Below are 19,369 nucleotides of genomic sequence, written 5' to 3'. Positions count from 1 at the left end.
GCCGCCCCGGATTGCAGCGGCGCGCGGTTTGGGCCTCGCCTTATGACCCAGATCAACGCGCAGGACCGCCAGATGCGGCCTTCTGTCCTTGGCCGAAGGCGATGATCCTGCAAGCGGCCGTCAGGGAGGCGCTATGACCGGCAGTTCTGACGCGAAGGCCCCGCCGCACGGCCTGACCCAGGCCGAGGCCGCAAGGCGCCTGGCGGCGCAGGGCCCGAACGAACTGGCGCGGACCAGAAGCCGTTCGGCGCTGCGCATCGTGGTCGACGTGATCAAGGAGCCGATGCTGGCGCTGCTTTTGAGTGGCGGCGTGGTCTATCTTCTGCTCGGCAACCGGGAAGAGGCGCTGATCCTTCTGGTCCTCGCCTGCCTCTCCATCGGCATCACCGTGGTGCAGGAGGCGCGGACCGAACGTGTGCTCGAGGCGCTGCGCGACCTGACCAGCCCGCGCGCCTTGGTGATCCGCGACGGAGAGCGCCAGCGCATCGCCGGGCGCGAGGTGGTGGTGGGCGATCTGATCGTGCTGGGCGAGGGCGACCGCGTGCCCGCCGACGCGCTGCTGATCGAGGCGACCGGTCTGGCCGCCGATGAATCCCTGCTGACCGGCGAAGCGGTGCCGGTGCGCAAGCGGGCGCAAGCCAGCCGCGGCCCCGCCGCCCGCGCCGGGGGCGAGGATCTGCCGCAGGTCTTTTCCGGCTCGCTGATCGTGCGGGGCCTTGGCATCGCCGAGGTGACCGCCACCGGTCCGCGCAGCGAGTTGGGCAAGATCGGCGCCTCGCTCGCCGCACTGGACTCCGAAGCCCCGCAGCTGCAACGCCAGATCGGCCGGCTGGTCCTTGTGCTGGCCGTCGCGGGGGGACTGATCAGCCTGACGGTCGTGGTGCTTTACGGTCTGTGGCGGGGCGGTTGGCTGGAGGCGGTCCTGGCCGGGATCGCCGTGGGCATGTCGATGCTGCCGGAAGAGTTTCCGATGGTGCTGGCGGTCTTTCTGGCGATGGGGGCCTGGCGCATCTCGAAGGCGCGGGTGCTGACCCGGCGGGCCTCGGCGATCGAGACGCTGGGTGCCGCCTCGGTCCTGTGCACCGACAAGACCGGCACCCTGACCGAAAACCGCATGACGGTGGCAGAGCTGCGTCTGGCCAATGGCCAGGCCCAGCGCGTGGGGACCGATCCGCTGGCCGACCCTTTCCTCGACCTGGCCGAGATTGGCACCATGGCCTCGGCCCCGCAGCCCTTCGACCCGATGGAGAAGGCCTTTCACGCCCTTTACCCGCTGGATGGCGGGCAAAACCTGATCCGCTCCTATCCCTTGACGCAGGACATTCTGGCAATGACGCAGGTCTGGGAAGCCGGCGACAGCCGGCTCGCCACCGCCAAGGGCGCACCCGAGGCGATTGCCGCCCTGTGTCATCTAGGCCCGGTGGCGCAAAAGGCGGTGATCTCGCAGGTCAACCAGATGGCCGCGCGCGGCCTGCGCGTGCTGGGTCTGGCGGTGGCCGAGGCGCGGCTGCTGCCCGATGCGCAGACCGGCTTCGCCTTCCGCTTCCTGGGCCTTGCCGGCCTCGTCGATCCCTTGCGCAGCCAGGTGCCCGCCGCCGTGGCGGAATGCCAGGCCGCCGGGATCAAGGTCGTGATGATCACCGGCGATTACCCCGCCACCGCCCGCGCCATTGCTGCGGAGGCCGGGCTGCAGGGCGAAGCCGTGATCACCGGCCCCGACCTGCAGAGCATGAGCGACGAGGACCTGGCCCGCGCGGTCACCTCCGCCACGATCTTTGCCCGCATCCAGCCCGAACAGAAGCTGCGCATCGTCAACGCCTTCAAGGCGGGCGGGGCCGTGGTCGCGATGACGGGTGACGGTGTGAACGACGCGCCCTCGCTCAAGGCCGCGCATATCGGCATCGCCATGGGCCGGCGCGGCACCGATGTCGCGCGCGAGGCGGCGGCGATGATGCTGCTGGACGACGACTTCGGCTCCATCGTCACCACGATCCGCCTTGGCCGCCGCATCTATGACAACCTGCGCAAGGCGATGAGCTTCATTCTGGCGGTTCACGTGCCCATCGCCGGCCTGGCCCTGATGCCGCTGCTTTTCGGGATGCCGCTGCTTTTTGCCCCCATCCACATCGCCTTTCTGGAGATGGTGATCGACCCGGTCTGCTCCCTCGTCTTCGAGGCGGAAGAACCCGAACCCGGCCTGATGCGCCGCCCGCCCCGCCCGGCGCGGGAGCCCCTGTTTTCCGGCCCGACCGTGCTGTGGAGCCTGTTTCAGGGGCTCATGGTCCTGCTGACCGTCGGGGCGATCACCTGGTACGCCCCCGCTTATGGCATGTCGGAAGGCCAGACCCGCGCCCTGGGCTTCACCGCGCTGGTCCTGTCGATCGTGGCGCTGATCCTGGTGGACCGGGCCACGACCTCCTCGATCGTCAAGGCGGTGCTGCGGCCGAACCGGGCGCTGGCGGTGGTGGTGGCGATCGTGGCGGTCACGCTGGGCATCGCCCTGTTCTGGCCACCCGCCCAGATGGCCTTCGGCTTTGCCACCCTGCCCACGCCTGCACTGGCCCTGCCCCCCGCAGCAGCTTGCGTCGTTCTGGCCGTGCTGGAGCTGGTGAAGCCGATCTGGCGCCGCGCCGTCGGGTTGCGCTGAACTTAGCTGAAAATTTGGTTCAAACTGATGGAAGCCTATCCTTTGGGGTATGGGATTTCTCCCTTTGCCCGTTCACGCTTGGCCCGCATTCCGGGCTATTCCTTTCGTAACGAAGATCGCCCCAACCGGCTCGCCGAACGCACTTGATCGTTCGCGCCCTGGCTCCGGACGGTCTTTGACACCCCTTGCGGCCCCTATCGTGAACAGGAATTACAGAATGTATAAGACCGAAAATGCCCCGCACAGCATCATGCTGATCGCCCCGCAATTTCCCAAATTGACCGCTGCCAACGCGCAGAATTTCAAAGAGCATCTTCTGGATCTGGTCGAAACCGGCAACAACCGCCTGGTGATCGACCTTGGCGCCGTCGGCCTGGTGGATGCTTCGGGGATCAGCGCCCTTGTGGCCCTGCTCAAGCGGATCGGCAACCGGGGCCAGGTCTCGCTCTGCGGGTTGAACGACTATGTGATGCAGCTGTTCCGCATCACCCGGATGGACAGCCTGTTCAAGATCCACACCACCAGCACCGACGCGCTGGAGGCCTTTGGCGCCTGACGCCACGCCCGCACGGCCCGGCGCGGCCAAGCGCCAGAACTCCCGTTTTCCCGCCACGAGAAGTGAGCGCCCCAGCCAGATGCGGGGGCCTGTGCTTTGACGCGCGCCCCAGCCACGGATTGAACCAAAATGACCATCAGGATGAAGAGAATATTGCTGGGCGCCGCAGCTGTTGTCGCGGGACTGGCCTGGGTCGGCCCGCAGGCCGGCCGGGCGCTGGAGCCCAAGGCGGCCATCACCGCAGCCGCCGACCTTGCCACCCCCTTTGGCCGCCATGGCGCCCTGACCCCGCGCGAACGCGCGATGGCCGAGGTGGCCTGGTCCTATTTCGTCGCCTCCTATCAGGAGAAGACCGGCCTCGTGAACTCGGTCGGCAGCTTTGCCTCGACGACGATGTGGGACACGGCCTCCTATCTCAGCGGCCTGGTTTCGGCCCATGAGCTGGGGATCATCGACAAGCCGGAGTTTGACCGCCGCGCCATGCTGATCCTGGCCACGCTGCGCAACCTGCCGCTGTTCCGCGGCCAGCTGCCCAACAAGGTTTACGAGACCTCCAAGGGCAAGATGGTGAACTATGCCAATGCGCCCGGCGAGATCGGCTTTTCGGCGCTGGATATCGGCCGGCTGCTGATCTGGCTGAAGATCATGAAAGAGCGTTACCCCTACCTTGCCGGCAGCATCGACAATGTCGTGCTGCGCTGGAACTTCTGCAATGTCATCACCCCGGACGGCGAACTGAACGGCGCCATGATCGGCAAGGATGGCCAGCCGCGTTATGTGCAGGAAGGCCGTCTCGGCTACGAGGAATATGCCGCCAAGGGCTTCCAGCTCTGGGGCTTTGACACAACCCGTGCCTCCGCGGCCGATCCTTACAAGTTTCTGCCGATCTATGACGTCCAGGTTCCCGTCGATGGCCGCGACCCGCGCGTGTTTCAGACCCAGAACTATGTCCTGACCGAAGGCTACATGCTGGAAGGGCTGGAGCTGAACTGGGATCTGGCCACCGACCGCAGCGGCAAGCCCGGCCAGGCCTCGGACGGCTGGCGCGCCGAGTTTGCCGACCGGATCTATCAGGTGCAGGAAAACCGCTTCCAGCAGACCGGCATCCTGACCGCCCGTTCGGAGCATCAGGTCGAGGGCGCGCCCTACTTCGTCTATGACGCGATCTATGCCGATGGCTACGAGTGGAACACGCTGGACCCGACCGGGGCCTATCAGCCCGACCGCGCGGCCGTGTCGACCAAGGCGGCCCTGGGCATGTGGGCGCTGTGGGACCGGCCCTACAGCCAGCTTCTGTTCGATGCCGTGGCCGACCAAAGTGTCGCCGGCAAAGGCTTTTACGAAGGCGTCTATGAGAACGGCAATGGCGTCATCCCGCTGGAGACCGCTAACAACAACGGCATCATCCTGGCCGCACTGCTCTACAAGGTTCAAGGCCCGATCCTGCAATACCACAACGACCTGCCGCAGATCTGGGACAAGGCCTTTGCCGGCACCGGCCAGCGCCAGAACCGCTGCCTGCCTCCGGCGGTGGCGGAGCCGGTCACGCTGCCCCCCGTCGCCAGCACCGCGCCCTGCCCCGAAGCCGATGCCGCCTCGGGCGCCCCCGCCTACTGCCGCCCGGTCGAAAGCGCCGCAAACTTCATCGCCACCCCTGCCTCTGCAACCCTTTCAATCTCGGACACGACCAGCAAATGAGCATGACCCAAAAACCCCGCATGATCTGGTTCGATGCCAATCGCGTCTGCGCGGCGATCGGTGTCACGATCATCCACTCCACCTGCGACACCTCTGGCCGCGTCTTTGCCGATGCCGCCCCCTCCGAACGGATCATCCCTGTCCTGTTGCGTTCGATCGGCGAGATTTCCGGGTCTGAGATGTTCTTCACCTTCTCGCTGTTCCTGCTGGCGATGAAGCTGGACCGCAAGCGCGTCGGCTATGCCGCCAACCTGGCCGACCAGATGCGCCGGCTTCTGGTGCCCTTCGCCGTCTGGACCGTGTTTTACGCCTTCTTCCGCCTGATCAAGGCCGATGCCTTCCACTATGATGCGCAGATCTGGGCTCAGCTGGGCGACTGGCACAATTGGCTGGCCTATTTCGTGCTCGGCTCGGCGCAGTATCACCTGCACTTCCTGCCGACGCTGTTCCTGCTGATGTTCTTCGTCCCGGTGATGAAACTGGGCCAGCGCTTCCCCCTCTTCGGCCTGGCGATCGTCCTGTGCCTTGGCGCGATGCAGACGGCGCAGGGCGCGATCTGGAGCCTGCCGATCGACGGCCTGCCGCGCGACTACCTGCTGCGGGCGACCAAGGTTCTGGGCTATGTCGGCTATGGTCTGGCGGCCTTCTCGCTCTATGGCCTGTGGAAAGACGGCATCGCCCGCGGCGAATCGCGCCTGATCCGTCAAGCCGGCTTCTTCTTCGTGGCCATCGCCCTGCTCGCCTGCCTGCCCTTCTATGCCGCCGCGGCGAAGAACGGCGTCTATGCCGCCCGCGAAGGCTGGGCTTTCTACGGCCATTTCCTGATGCCGATGGCGGTTTTCGCCATCTTCCTCGGGTCGCAGCATCTGAACTGGAATCCGCGCTGGTCCAGGCTGAGCCAGTATACCTTCGGCGTCTACCTGCTGCATCCGGCCGTGATCGACCTCATCGACGTTGCGGTGAAATCGGCCGGCCTCACCCCGGCACCCTGGGCGATCGTGACGATCAAGGGCCTCGTCGTCGCCCCGCTCACGCTGGCCCTGGTGATCGCCATCTCGCGCAGCACGCTTCTGGCCTGGACCGTCGGCCTGGGCGAGCTGCCCTGGAAGGCCGCGCGGCCTGCGGCACCCCAGCTGCAGATGCAGGGGTAAGCGCAGATGGACGATTACTTCCGCGCCTTCGAGGACCGCAAACCGCCCGCGCCGCTGCGCTACTCCGCCAAGCGCGAGGCCCTGTGGCAGGTGCTTGCGGTGGCAACCCTGGTGATCGGCGCCCGCTACATCGCCTGGCGCTGGATGCACTCCCTGAACACCGAGGCCCTGTGGTTTGCCCTGCCGCTGATCCTCGCTGAAACCCTGGCCTTCATCGGCTTGATCCTCTTCATCTTCAACCTGTGGAAAGACGCCCCCGTGCCCGAGATCGCCCCGCCCGTGACCCTGCGCGACGTCTCTGCCACCACGGTGGAAGCGGACCGCCCGATTGCGGTGGATATCTTCATCGCCACCTATAACGAGGACCCCGAACTGGTCCGCCTGAGCATTCAGGACGCCAAGGCCGTCACCTACCCGCACCCGATGCAGATTCTGGTGCACGTTCTGGACGATGGCCGCCGCCCCACCATGCGCGCCGTCTGCGATCAGGAAGGCGTCAACTACATCACCCGGGCCACCAACGAAGGCTACAAGGCCGGCAACCTGCGCAACGGGATGGAGCAGACTTCGGGCGACTTCCTGGTGATCTGCGACGCCGACACGCGGCTTTTCCCGACCTTCCTCGACCACACGATGGGCCATTTCCGCGATCAGAAAATGGCCTGGGTCCAGACGCCGCAATGGTTCTACGACCTGCCCGAGGGCGAGGCTCTGCCGCTCTGGCTGGGCAAGCGTCTGGGCCGGGTCGGCCGCTGGATCGGCCACGGGGTCGAGACGGTGATGGGCGCCGTGGTGATCGGCCGCGATCCCTTCGTCAACGACGCGCAGATGTTCTACGACGTGATCCTGCGCCGCCGGAACTGGGCCAATGCCGCCTTCTGCTGCGGCGCAGGCTCGATCCACCGCCGCGAGGCCGTGGTCGAAGGCGCGTTGCGCAGCTTTGCCCAAAAGGTCGAAGCCCGCGTCCGTGCCGCCGAGGAAGAATACACCCTCGCCAGCAAGGAACGCGACGTGGCGCCCGAACTGCTGGACGCGCTGCGCAGCGAGGCCGTCCGTACCGAGGAACTGACGCCCTACCGCTTTCATGTTTCCGAAGACATCTATACCTCGATCTTCCTGCATTCGGACCGAGCGCGCGGCTGGAAGTCGATGCTGCACCCGACCATCGAAAGCCGGATGCTCTCGCCCCAGGATCTGCTCTCGTGGTCGATCCAGCGGTTCAAATACGCCGGTGGCAGCCTGGACATCCTGTTCAACGACAACCCGCTGTTCCGCGCCGGCATGACCCTGCCGCAGAAGCTGATGTATGCGACGACCTTCTGGTCCTACCTCGGCTCGATCTGGAACCTGGTGTTTCTGGTGGGACCGATCGTCTACCTGGCCAGCGGGATCTCTCCGGTGGCGGCCTATTCGACGGACTTCTTCCTGCACGCCATCCCGTTTCTGGTGCTGCTGGAACTGGCGATGATGGTCGGCACCTGGGGGGCGGGCAGCCATGCCGCCAAGGCCAGCTATATCGCCTTCTTCCCGCTGGGCCTGAAGGCGCTCGCCACCGTGCTGCGCGGCAAGAAGATCGCTTTCCCGGTGACCCCGAAAGACCGCCAGTCAGGCCGCTTCCTCCACCTCGTGCCGATGCAGATTGGCGTCGTGGTGCTGACGCTGGCCGCCGGGCTTTGGGCGCTGTTTGCCCTGCGCCTTGGCGCCGAGGGCTACAGCACCACCGGTGTTGTCACCAACCTCGCCTGGGGCCTGTTCAACTGCCTCGCCATGATGACCGTAATCCGGGCCGCGCTGTGGTCCCCCGCCGATATGACTGGACAAGCTTGATCATGACCACTTTCACCCAAAACCTGACCCGGGCGCGCAGCCACATTTTCATGGTCATCGGCCTGCTTGGCGGCCTTGGCATGGTTTTCGCCCTTGAAGGCCTGCCGAGCGGCGGCGCCCAGGCGGCCCTGCCGGTCGATGCCCTGACCGCGATCAAACCGCTGGAACTTGCCGCCCCGCGCAAGCCCTCGGCCGAGGATATGGCCGCGGCGACCATCGCCTGGCGCTATTTTACCAACAACACCTCGCCCGTCAGCGGGCTGGTGGCCTCGGTCGACCAATACCCCTCCACCACGATGTGGGAGACCGGGTCCTTCGTCGTGGCGACCCTGTCGGCCGAACGTCTCGGCCTGATCAGCGCGGATGCGGCCTCGGCCCACCTGGCCAAGGTCGTGGCCAGCCTGTCGCAGCTGCCCTTGGGGGCGGAAGGTCTGCCCAACAAGGCCTATGACATCACCTCGCTCGCCATGGTCGATTACACCAACAAGCCCAGCGCCACCGGCATCGGCTGGTCGGCGCTGGACATCGGGCGGCTTCTGGCGGCCCTGATGGCGGCGGAGAAGGCGCATCCCGAACTCGCCCCCGCCGTGCAGCGCCTTGTGGCGGCCTGGGACCTGAACCGCCTGGTGGCGCAGGGCGAATTGGTCGGCGGCAATGTGAAGGAAGGCCGGATCGCCGAAAACCAGGAGGGCCGGATCGGCTATGAACAATATGCCGCCAAGGCGCTGATGGGCTTTGGCCTTGATGCGACGAGGGCACTGGACGTGGCCGATCACCTGACCCTGCGCGATGTCGGCGGCATCGCCGTGCCCTCGGACACCCGCCTGAACGCCAAGGGCATCCCCGCCGTGACGACGAGCGAGCCCTATCTCCTCGACGGGCTGGAGTTCGGCTTTGACTGGCGCTCGCAGATCTTCGCCTCGCAGGTCTACCGCGCGCAGGAGACCCGCTTTGCCGCGACCGGCAAGCTGACCGCGGTCAGCGAGGGGCATCTCGATGTGAAACCCTATTTTGCCTATGGCACGGTCTGGGGCGGCGGGCAGGACTGGGCCGTGCTGGCCTTCGGCGGGGAACGGATGGACAGCCGCCGCGTGCTGTCGACCAAGGCCGCCTTCGGCTGGAACGCCCTTTTCGACACCCCCTACACCGAGAAGCTGGTCGCCGCCGTTACGCCGCTCGCCACGCCGGACCGGGGTTGGCAGGAGGGCATCTACGAAGCCACCGGCAAACCCGACACCGCGATCACCGCAAACACCAATTCCATGATCCTGGCCGCCATCGCCTTTCGCAGCGCAGGCCCGCTTGTGAGGACCGCAAAATGAAGACCCTGCTCTGCACCCTTGGCCTGGCGCTTGGCCTTCTTTCCCCCGTCGCGGCCCAAAGCGGCCCGCTCTGCCCGCCCAGGGACATGCTGGCGCAACTGCCCGGCACCGAGAATGTCACGGTCGGTCAGGCCAGCGTTTCGACAGCAGGCTTTCCCGGCATGTGGCAGGAGGGCAGGCTGAAGGCGTCGGGCCTGCAGTACCGGCTGTTCGTCAACGCCTCCGGCACGATCGGTGAAGATGCCAAGATGCGCGGCTGGCGGGTGGATTTCGCCTGCGATCTGGCCGGGCACTCCTGCGCGGTGACCCCGTCGGGCGGCGCGCCCAAAAAGGCGGTCGAGGCGGCAAAGGCGATCGGCAACTGCCTGATCCACCAGTTCCCGAAGTCCCTGGCGCATCCGGTCTCCAAACCTCCGCAGCCCAAGGCCCTGCCGCAGGCAGAAGTGGTTGCGGCCGCCCGGCCCAAGAAACCGGCGCCGATGCCGCAGGTTGCCACAAAGACCACCGCGACCATTTCCCCCGCCGCAGACAAGCGCGCGCCGGTTGCGATAATCAAAGCACCCGCTCTGGCCAAAGCCTTGCCGGTCCTGGCTGGCGCGCCGCTTCTGGTTCAGACGGCGGTGCAAAAGGCCAGCAAGCCCGCAAGCCTGGCCGCCGCCAAACCGACGGCTAAACCTGCAACGCAACCGGCAGCACAGTCCAAAGCCCAGCCCAACACTCAGGCCCTAGCCAAGCCCGCCGCACAAGGCGCCTCGCCCTGCTGGGTCGAGGGCCTGCCGGAAGAGGCGCCGGCGGCGCGGACCCAGCGGCTATTGCTGCTGGCCGGATTTGACGCCGGCCCCGTGGATGGCCATTTCGGCAAGCGGACGGTGAAGGCCCTGGCGCAGGCCCTGGGGTCCTATCCGGCCAGTGCGGATCCTTCGGTCACCAACGGGCGCCTGCGTGACCTTTTGTGTCAGAAAAAGCCCGGCCAATCGCGGCCTTGACCCGGCGCCCGCCCCCCAGTCGCTCTGTGGTTGCGGGCGGGGCCGGCTTGCTGTTAGCCTGCCAAAAGGGCGGCGCCACACCCGGCGGCGCCCTTTTGGCAGGACAAGATGCGCATATTGCTGGCAGACGATCAGGAACTGGTCCGCGAGACCATCGCCGCCTTTCTGCGGCAAGAGGCCGACATCGCGGTCGAGGTCGCCTGCGATCTGCCCTCGGCGGTGGCGGCGGTGCGCACGGCGGCCCGCTATGACCTGATCCTTCTGGACTACATGATGCCGGGGATGAACCGGCTCGGCGGCCTTGCCGCTATGAAGGCGGCGGCCCCCGGTGTGCCTGTCGCGATCATCTCGGGGGCGGCGCCGCGCGTCGTGGCCGAACAGGCCGTCTCTGCCGGGGCGGCGGGCTTTCTGCCCAAGACCATCTCGACCCGCTCGCTGGTCGCCGCCGTCCGCTTCATGGCGGCGGGCGAGATCTATGCGCCCCTTGTCCTGAAGACCGAAAAGGACACCCCGCCCCCCGATCTGGCCAGCGCCAACCTGACCGCGCGCGAGCTGGAGGTGCTGCACCGGCTGTGCCAGGGCATGGCCAACAAGGAAATCGCGCGCGAGCTTGGCCTGCAGGAGGTGACGGTCAAGCTGCATGTCAAGACGCTCTACCGCAAGATCGGCGCCAAGAACCGCACCCATGCGGCGATCCTGGCCCGCGAGGCCGGGCTGCTCTGACACCCGCCAGGGGGGGGCATAGTTTCTACCCCTTTCGGATAGGGTGGCTACCCCATCGCCTTCCACGGTCCGCCCCGCGCCATGATAGGACTGCCGGAACTTCAGGAGAATCTTCATGTTCAAATCTCTCACCAGGTCCATCCTCGCGCTTGGACTTTCGCTGTGCATGACCACCCTCGCCTGGGCGGGCGATTTCGCCGCGCCGAAGGGCGAGGTTCTGCTGACCATCAAGGGCAGCATCGCCGCCAAGAATATGGGCGACAGCCTGCAACTGGATCAGGACCAGCTCGCCGCCCTGCCGCAGACCGCTTTCACCACGTCCACCACCTGGACCAGCGGCACGCCGACCTTCAAAGGTGTGCTCCTGAAGGATCTGATCGCGGCCGTGGGCGCCACCGGCAAAAGCATCACGCTGAAGGCGGCCAACGACTACGCCATCACGATCACCGCCGATGACGTGAAGCCGGACGCGCCGCTTCTGGCCTATCTGATGGACGACAAGACCATGTCCTTGCGCGAAAAGGGCCCGGTCTGGATGGTCTATCCCTATGACCAGAACGAGGCCTACCGCACCGAGGAGACCTATGCCCGCTCGATCTGGCAACTGACCGAGATCACCTTCAGCGAATAGGGCCGGAACACCATGTCGCAGGCCTCGCTTCGTCTGGAACGTCTGGCCAGAACCCTTCGCCCGGTTCTGGTGGCGCTCTTGATCGTGGCGCTGGTCTTCGTCGTCCTTCTGGGCACCCAGATCCAGACTGCCCTGACCGAGCTGGAGGAACAGCCGGCCGACAACCTGCACTGGAACCTGACCCAGCTGGAGGTTGATCTGGTCCGCTTTGGCGAAGAGCTGCGGATCGTTTCCCTCGACCCGAAGGAACCCATCCGCGAGCTGCGCAAGCGTTTTGATCTGTTCTACAGTCGGGCGCAGAACGCGATCGGCGGCCAGGGCTTCACCTCGCCGGGGCTGGAGGATGTGGCCAGCAAGATGGGCGCGCTGCTGAGCAGCTATCTGGCGCGGGAAACGCCGAATATCGACGTTTCCGACGAAGAGCTGCGCCGCAACCTGCCGCAGATGATTTCCTCGGCGGAGAAACTGCGCGATGAGCTGCGCCAGACCTCGATCAGCATGATCGAACGCCTGGCCAAGCTGAACGACATCCGCCGCGCCACGTTCGGCGACCTCGTACACCAAATGGCGCTGGCCCTGGCGGCCTCGGTCGGGACCCTGACCGTTCTTCTGTTGCTGGTGATCTGGCTAAACGGTCAGGCGACGCGCGAGGCGCGCTACACTGCACGGATCTCGGCGCGGCTCTCGGCGACGGTGAACACCTCGCTCGACGCGATCATCGTGGCCGACAGCGAAAGCCGTATCATCCAGTACAACCCCTCCGCCGAAAGCATCTTTGGTTTCAAGCAGGAAGATGTCATCGGCCACGACTTGGGGCAGCTGATCGTGCCCCTCCGGATGCGAGAGGCCCATGCCCAAGGGATGGAACGCTTCCTGAAGGACGGCAGCTTCAAACTGGTCAACTCCGGCCGGTTCGAGACCGCCGCCCTGGACGCCTCCGGCCGCGAGTTCCCGGTCGAGCTGGCGATTTCGGATGCGCAGGGCGAGGATGGTACGATCTTCATCGCCTTCATCCGCGACATCTCGGCCCGGCGCGCGGCGCAGGCGCAGCTGATGGCCGCCCGCGACGAGGCTCTGGCCGCCGAACGCGCCAAGACCAACTTTCTGGCCGTGATGAGCCACGAGATGCGTACCCCCCTGAACGGCGTGGCCGCCTCGCTGGAAATCGTGGCGGGCAAGGCCACCGATCCGACCCAGGCGCGCTTCATCGCCCTGGCGCAGGATTCGGCGGCGCAACTGTTGCGGCTGGCCAATGACGTGCTGGACATCAGCCGGGTTGAAAGCGGAGGGCTGAGCCTCGACGAAGAGGATTTCGATTTGGGCCTCCACCTCTCCGGTCTGGTCGAGGCGATCCGCCCGCTTTGCGAGGACAAGGGCATATCGGTCGACCTCGCCCTGCTGAGCCCGTTGCCGCCCCTGCACGGCGACCGCTTCCGGATCGGGCAGATCGTGCAGAATTTCCTGTCGAACGCACTGAAATTCGTTGAAGAGGGCGGCATCACGGTCGAGGCCGAGGTCGCCGACAGCCAGGGCGAGTTGCGCACCATCGAAGTGCGGGTGATAGACACCGGCCCCGGCATTGCCGAAAGCGATCAGGAGCGGATCTTCGAGGAATTCGTGATGCTGGACCCGTCCTTCGGGCGTCCGGGTGGCGGGGCAGGGCTTGGCCTTGCCATCTCGCGCCGGTTGGCCACGGCGATCGGCGGCGAGATCGGGGTCGAGGGCGAGCCGGGCGAGGGCAGCTGCTTCTGGCTGCGGGTGACCTTGCCCCTTGCGCAAAGTGCCACCGTCCCGGCCGCAACCCCGGCGGCGACCGAAGCGATTCCGGCGCAGGATGTGCTGGTCGTCGAGGACAACGCAACCAACCGCGCCGTGCTGGAGGAGATGCTGCTGCATCTGGGCCAGCGCGTCACCATGGCCAACGATGGCCAAAGCGGTGCCGATGCGGCGCGGGCGCGGCGCTTTGACCTGATCCTGATGGATATCTCGATGCCGGTGATGGACGGTCTGACCGCGACCGGCCTGATCCGGGCCAAGGGCGCCTCAAAGGCCAGCCGGATCGTCGCCGTCACCGCCCATTCGATGCCCGCCGACCGCGACAGGTTCCGCGCTGCCGGGATGGACGAGGTGCTGGAAAAGCCGATCTCGCTGTCACGCCTCAGCGCCATTCTGGCGCATCAGGTTACGGCTGCCCCGCCGCAGGGTGACGCAGTTCTCGACCCCGTCAGGCTTGGCGATCTGCGGCAAGCCCTGGGCGCCGAAGGTGTGGCCCGGATCGTCGCGAGGTTCCGAGAAGATGGCGAAAGTCTGAAGGCCCGGCTGATGGAGGCGGTTGCAAGCCAGGCCCCACAGGAGGTGACCCGGGCCCTGTGCCACGAGGCCGCTGGTCTGGCGGCCGTGGTCGGCGCGCAGCGCCTGCGCGGCCACTTCGCCAAGGCCGAGCTTCTGTGCCACGACGGTCACCTGGCCGAGGCGCGAACCCTGCTGGCCGACGCCACCGAGAGCCTGTGGCGCGAGGCACTGGACGCCGTGTCCCGGCAGGTCTGAGCGGCCCTCAGGTCCGGTTTTCCCAATGGCTGCCGGGGATCGCTGCGACCAACTGGCGAGTATAGGCCTGCTGTGGGTCGCGGAAGATGCGGGCGGGCGGGCCGGATTCGACCACCTCGCCGCGGTGCATGACCAGAACCTCGTCGCAGATCTGGCTCGACACCCGCAGATCATGGGTGATGAAGACCAGCGCCAGATGACGTTCCTTCTGCACCCGGGCCAGAAGCTCCAGGATCTGCGCCTGGATCGAGACATCCAGCGCCGAGACCGCCTCATCCGCCACGATCACATCGGGGTCGAACATCAAGGCCCGGGCGATGCCGATGCGCTGGCGTTGTCCGCCGGAGAATTCGTGCGGAAAGCGGTCATAGGCCGCCGCATCCAGCCCGACCTGGGCCAGAATGTCATAGGCCTTGGCCCGCGCCGCCGCCCGCTCCATCCCCTGCGCCACCGGCCCGACCGTCAGCGAGGCCCCGACCGTCTGGCGCGGGTTGAGTGAGGCATAGGGGTCCTGAAAGATCATCTGGATGCGCGGGCGCAGGGGCCGCATCTCGGCCTCGGACATCGGCAGGATGTCGTGGCCGTCCAGAAAGATCTTGCCCCCATCCGCGTCGATCAGCTTCATCAGGATCCGCCCCATCGAGGATTTCCCCGACCCGCTTTCGCCCACCACGCCCAAGGTCTGGCCGCGTCGCAGCGTGAAGCTGACGTTGCGCACCGCGTGAACCACACGCTTGCGGCCGAAGAAGCCGGTGGAGGTGTGATAGGTCTTCTCCAACCCCTCGGCCTGCAGGACCACGGGGGTTTCCACCTCGGGCGCGCGGTCGGCCTCGCGCAGGCGGGGGACGGCGGCGATCAGGCGTTGGGTATAGGGATGCACCGGCGCATTCAGCACCTGCGCCGCCGGGCCCTGTTCCACCAGAAAGCCCTTTTCCATCACGATCACCCGGTCGGCGATATCGGCCACGACGCCGAAGTCATGGGTGATGAACATGACACTCATCCCCTTGCGGCGCTGGATGCTGCGGATCAGGTCGAGGATCTGCGCCTGCGTCGTCACGTCCAGCGCGGTGGTGGGTTCGTCGGCGATCAGCACCTCGGGGTCAAGCGCCAGGGCAATCGCGATCATCACGCGTTGGCGCTGCCCGCCCGACAGGCGGAAGGGGTATTGGTGCTGCAACAGCGCGGGGTCGGGCAGGCCGACCTCGCCCAGCAAAGCCAGAACCTTGGCGTCGCGGGCCGGACGGTCGCCCCAGCCATGCGCCACCAGAACCTCGTCGATCTGCGCGCCGATGGTCATCAGCGGATTGAGCGCCGAAAGCGGGTCCTGGAAGATCACCGACAGCGCCTTGCCACGCAAAGCCCTGCGACCTTTCTCGGGCATGGTCAAAAGGTCGGCCCCGTTGAACAGGATCTTCCCCGCCGTCACCCGCATCGCGGGCGGCAAAAGCCCCATGACCGTGGCGGCCGTCACCGACTTGCCGGAGCCGGATTCGCCGATGATGCAGAGGATCTCGCCCCGCTGCAGGTCAAAGGACACCCCGGACACGGCATGTTGACGTTCCATCTCTTTGGGCAGGCTGACGGTGAGGTCTTGCACGGAAAGGACGGGGTCGGGGCGAGGCTCGGTCATGGGGATCTCCGCAGTCAGATCAGGGCTTCGGGACGACGGTGGCAAGCTTGCGGAACGGCGTCAGCACATGCAACCAGGGCGCGACACCCTTGGGCACCCGCACGATGGAGCCGGGGCCGATCTTGACTGGCTCACCGCCGCCAAGGCTGCAGATCGCCTCGCCCTCCAGCACGACGAAAGTCTCTTCCAGATCGCGCGGCGGATAGGGGTAGATGCCCGGCTCGGCGATCCAGACCGCGACCTTGGTGGAGGTTTCGGGCGCGCCGGCATCCTCCCAGATCATGCGGCGGAAGGACTTGGCCGTGCCGTCCTCGGCCATCAGACCGGGGGTCAGGGCTTCGTCAGCGGAGATATGGGTGATCAGGCTCATGCAGGTTTTCCTTTTGAAGTCAGTGATGGGGCGGCAAAGGCGCGCCGTGGCGCAGGGCGGCCAGCCGGTCGGTCATCCGCATCTGGCGCAGCTTCAACGAGGGGGCGTAGGCCATCCAGAGCGGCGATTGCTGCAGGGGTTCGACCCGAAGATCCAAGTCGGCCTCGGGCACGCCCAAGGCCCAGTCGGACAGGATGCCGCCAAGCATCGACCCGGTGGGCACACCGCGCCCCGAAAGCCCGGTCAGTGCCACAACCCCCGGCGCCAGCCCATAAAGCCGCGGCACGGTGCGCTGCTGCATGTCCAACTCGCCGAACCAGAGGTAATCCCAGCGGATCTCCTCCCGGACCTCGGGGTGGAGCCAGCGCAGGCGGTCGGTCAGGACCTGCCGCGTATAGGCCAGATCGCGCCCGCGCGGCCCCATCGGGAACATCGAGGCGACGATGCGGCCCTCGGCATTGTATTTGTAGACGAAGATGTCGCCGCGCCCGTCATGGATCGTGGTGTTGCGCGGCAGGACATGGGCGCGGGTTTCGGCTGACAGCGGCTGGGTGGCGGCGACAAAGACGCGCTGGATGCGAAAGCTGCGGTCCAGCTTCGGCCAGCCGCCGACGGTATAGGCCCCGGTGGCGAAGATCACCTTGTCAGCCAGAACCCGGCCTCCGGCGGTTGAAACCTGCCAGCCGGAGCCTGTCTTCTCGCAGCCGGTGACGGCGGAGCGCGTGTGGATCACCCCACCCTCCTGCATCACGGCGCGGGCGAGGCCGCGGGCATAGCCCAGCGGGTTCAGATGCCCCGCCTCCTCATGCAGCCAGCCGCCGTAGAAGCGCGGGCTGCCGGTGATCTCTTGCACCTCGGCGCGGTCGAGCACGCGGGTCTTGGCCCCCACTTCGTTGTAACTGCGGGTCTTTTCCTCCATCAGCTTCATCTGGCCGGGGTGGAGCGCGCCCATCACATAACCGCGCTGCACCCATTCGCAGCTGATCTGATAGCTTTCGATCATCTGCCCCGCGCGGTCATTGGCCCTCGTCTGCCGCCGGATCAGCCGTTCCGCCCAAGGTTGGCCGAGGATGCGGCGCAGATCGTCAAGGCCGTAGTGGGTGAAGGTCGGCGTGCAGTGCCCGGCGTTGCGGCCCGAGCCGCCAAAGCCGATCTCCTCGCGCTCCAGAAGCACGACGCTGGTGCCGGCCTTGGCAAGCTCCAGCGCGGTGGTCAGGCCGGTGTAGCCGCCGCCGACGATGCAGACATCGGCCTTCACATCGCCCTGCAGCGGCGTGGTCGGCATGGCGGGGGTGGCGGTGGCAAACCACAAGGTCGCGTCGAAGGGGGAGAATTTGGTCATCGCCTCACCTCTGGTCCGAACGGGCGTCCAGCGCGTCGCGCAAGCCGTCGCCGATGAAGTTGAAACCCGCCACGGCCATGGTGATGGCAACCCCCGGAACGATGGCCAGCCAGGCCGCCTTGTCGAGGTATTGCTGCGCGCCGTTCAGCATGTTGCCCCAGCTGGGCAGGGGCGGCTGGATGCCGTAGCCGAGGAAGCTGATGTAAGCTTCCAACAGGATCGCGCGGGCCACGGTCAGGGTGGCGGCCACGATGATCGGGCCGACGACATTGGGCAAAAGCTCGCGGAACATGATCTGCGCTGTGGGCAGACCCACCATCCTTGCGGCCAGCACGAAGTCGCGGTCACGCAGGGATCGCACCTCGGTTTCCACAATGCGGGCGACCTCCATCCAGCTGGTGACGGCAATGATCACGGTGATCATGATCGGGCTCGGGCTGATGAAGGCGGCCAGCGCCAAGAGAAGGAAGATCGAGGGGAAGGACAGGAAGGCATCGACAATCCGCATCAAGACAGCCCCGGTGCGCCCGCCGAGATAGCCTGCCACCACGCCGACCACGGTGCCGACGACGGTCGACATGACCATGGCAAAGAAGCCGACCAGCAGCGAGATCTGCCCCGCCTTGAACAGCCGTGCGGCGATGTCGCGCCCTAGGGGATCGGTGCCGAAGATATGCGCCCCGGTGCCGGGCGGCGCAAAGCGGGCGCGCAGGTCGATGTAAAGCTCGTCAAACGGCAGAAGATGCGGGCCAAGCACGCAGGCCAGCGTCAGGCCAAGGATCATCACGACGCCCACCATCGCCAGACGGTTGCGCGCAAAGCGGCGGACGGTGCGCGAGCGCCACCAACGGGCGGGCGGGAGGTGCGCTGCGGTTGCGGATGCGGCACTCATGGCAGACCTTCCTTCAATCAAGACGGATGCGGGGATCGACGAGGGCGACAAGGATATCGGCGGCCAGATTGCCGATCAGCACCAGCACGGCCGAGAACATCAAAAGCCCCATCACCACCGGATAATCGTTGTATCCAAGGCTATCGAGGAAGAGCCGCCCCATGCCGGGCCAGGTGAAAACCGTCTCGGTCACCAAAGCCCCACCCAAGAGCGTCGGCAGCTGCAAGCCCGCCAAAGTGATCATCGGCACCAGCGCGTTGCCGACGATGTGCTTCATCAGCACCCGGCGCGGCGCCAGGCCCTTGGCCTTGGCAGTGCGGACGAAATCCTGGCTCATCACATCCAGCGTGGCGCTGCGCATATAACGGCTCCACACCGCGACGTTGACCAAGGCCAGAACCAGGCTCGGCATGATCAGGTGGATGGCGAAGTCGCCGAAGGACCCGTCGCCCACAGTGTACATATTGCCGGCAGGCAACCAGTGCAGCCAGAGCGAGAAGGTGAAGATCGCGATCAGGCCGAACCAGAAGGTCGGGATCGACAGCGCGACCATGGCCGCGACCGTGGTGACATAGTCAAAGGCCGAACCCTGGCGCATTGCACTGCGGATGCCGATCCAGGTGCCGATGACCACCGAAATCACGGTGGAACTGCCCATCAAGAGCAGAGTGGCAAAGAGGTGCCCGTTGATGATGTCCAGAACCGGACGCCCATCGCGGTAGGATTTGCCCCAGTTGCCTTGCAACAAGTGCCAGAGCCAGTCGATATACTGGATCGGCAGGGGCCGGTTCAGCCCCATCTGTTCGGCGATGCGGTCCAGCGCCTCTTTCGACATGCCCGGGGTCAGCGCGTATTGCGACAGGGGGCCGCCTGGTGCCAGGTTCAGCACCATGAAGCCGATCAGCGAGACCAGAAACAACAGGACGATGCTTTGCCAGAAGCGCAGCAAAAGATATCGCAGCACGGTGCACCTCCATCAGGGGACGCTTCGGAAGAACGGGAAGGCGCGTGCCGCAGCAAGGCGGCACGCGGGGGGGGGGCTGG

Annotated in this window: 15 protein-coding genes; 10 read left to right on the top strand and 5 right to left on the bottom strand. The window is 66.3% G+C overall.

Going from position 1 to position 19,369, the window contains the following annotated elements; translation table 11 throughout:
* Positions 1–133: 133 nt before the first annotated feature.
* From AC1DVR_RS10215 to AC1DVR_RS10170, 10 genes are all read left to right on the top strand, one after another.
* A complete protein-coding gene (locus AC1DVR_RS10215) occupies positions 134–2,647 on the top strand; it encodes a cation-translocating P-type ATPase (protein ID WP_478000456.1) in 2,514 nt (837 codons plus the stop codon).
* Positions 2,648–2,864: 217 nt separating this feature from the next.
* On the top strand, positions 2,865–3,203 hold the full coding sequence (locus tag AC1DVR_RS10210) for an STAS domain-containing protein (RefSeq protein ID WP_478000455.1): 339 nt from the start codon (positions 2,865–2,867) through the stop codon (positions 3,201–3,203).
* Between the two features lie 129 nt (positions 3,204–3,332).
* Positions 3,333–4,901 carry a DUF3131 domain-containing protein gene (locus AC1DVR_RS10205; protein ID WP_478000454.1) on the top strand — a complete coding sequence of 523 codons (1,569 nt, stop codon included), beginning with the start codon at positions 3,333–3,335 and terminating at the stop codon, positions 4,899–4,901.
* A gap of 2 nt (positions 4,902–4,903) precedes the next feature.
* Positions 4,904–6,052 (top strand): acyltransferase, encoded by a 1,149-nt coding sequence (locus AC1DVR_RS10200; RefSeq protein ID WP_478000453.1) that lies wholly within the window; start codon positions 4,904–4,906, stop codon positions 6,050–6,052.
* Positions 6,053–6,058: 6 nt separating this feature from the next.
* Complete coding sequence (locus tag AC1DVR_RS10195) at positions 6,059–7,879, top strand: glycosyltransferase family 2 protein (RefSeq protein ID WP_478000452.1); 1,821 nt, start codon at positions 6,059–6,061, stop codon at positions 7,877–7,879.
* Positions 7,880–7,881: 2 nt separating this feature from the next.
* Entirely contained in the window at positions 7,882–9,201 is a 1,320-nt protein-coding gene (locus tag AC1DVR_RS10190; RefSeq protein ID WP_478000451.1) for a DUF3131 domain-containing protein, read from the top strand.
* Positions 9,198–10,187, top strand: coding sequence for a hypothetical protein (locus AC1DVR_RS10185; RefSeq protein ID WP_478000450.1), 990 nt, complete (start codon positions 9,198–9,200; stop codon positions 10,185–10,187). The genes AC1DVR_RS10190 and AC1DVR_RS10185 overlap by 4 nt, the downstream gene beginning before the upstream one ends.
* Before the next feature lie 108 nt (positions 10,188–10,295).
* Complete coding sequence (locus AC1DVR_RS10180; RefSeq protein WP_478000449.1) at positions 10,296–10,910, top strand: response regulator; 615 nt, start codon at positions 10,296–10,298, stop codon at positions 10,908–10,910.
* A 115-nt stretch (positions 10,911–11,025) separates the two neighbouring features.
* Positions 11,026–11,541 (top strand): putative pterin-binding protein, encoded by a 516-nt coding sequence (locus AC1DVR_RS10175; RefSeq protein WP_478000448.1) that lies wholly within the window; start codon positions 11,026–11,028, stop codon positions 11,539–11,541.
* Between the two features lie 12 nt (positions 11,542–11,553).
* Positions 11,554–14,088, top strand: a complete 2,535-nt coding sequence (locus AC1DVR_RS10170) for an ATP-binding protein (RefSeq protein WP_478000447.1) — start codon at positions 11,554–11,556, stop codon at positions 14,086–14,088.
* A 7-nt stretch (positions 14,089–14,095) separates the two neighbouring features.
* Here the strand turns inward: AC1DVR_RS10170 and AC1DVR_RS10165 are convergent, their stop codons facing one another.
* From AC1DVR_RS10165 to AC1DVR_RS10145, 5 genes are read right to left on the bottom strand one after another with little or no spacing between them, the layout of a single operon-like run.
* Complete coding sequence (locus AC1DVR_RS10165; protein WP_478000446.1) at positions 14,096–15,721, bottom strand: ABC transporter ATP-binding protein; 1,626 nt, start codon at positions 15,719–15,721, stop codon at positions 14,096–14,098.
* A gap of 19 nt (positions 15,722–15,740) precedes the next feature.
* Positions 15,741–16,091: a cupin domain-containing protein gene (locus AC1DVR_RS10160; protein ID WP_478000445.1), complete on the bottom strand. Its 351-nt coding sequence runs from the start codon at positions 16,089–16,091 to the stop codon at positions 15,741–15,743.
* A 19-nt stretch (positions 16,092–16,110) separates the two neighbouring features.
* Positions 16,111–17,433, bottom strand: a complete 1,323-nt coding sequence (locus tag AC1DVR_RS10155) for an NAD(P)/FAD-dependent oxidoreductase (protein WP_478000444.1) — start codon at positions 17,431–17,433, stop codon at positions 16,111–16,113.
* Positions 17,434–17,437: 4 nt separating this feature from the next.
* Positions 17,438–18,325 carry an ABC transporter permease gene (locus AC1DVR_RS10150; protein ID WP_478000443.1) on the bottom strand — a complete coding sequence of 296 codons (888 nt, stop codon included), beginning with the start codon at positions 18,323–18,325 and terminating at the stop codon, positions 17,438–17,440.
* A gap of 13 nt (positions 18,326–18,338) precedes the next feature.
* Positions 18,339–19,289 carry an ABC transporter permease gene (locus AC1DVR_RS10145; RefSeq protein ID WP_478000442.1) on the bottom strand — a complete coding sequence of 317 codons (951 nt, stop codon included), beginning with the start codon at positions 19,287–19,289 and terminating at the stop codon, positions 18,339–18,341.
* Positions 19,290–19,369 lie beyond the last annotated feature (80 nt).

Source organism: Rhodobacter sp. P2_H5 (genome assembly GCF_056403335.1).
Note: the sequence above shows the minus strand (reverse complement) of the source record. Positions and strands in the feature narration are given on the sequence as shown.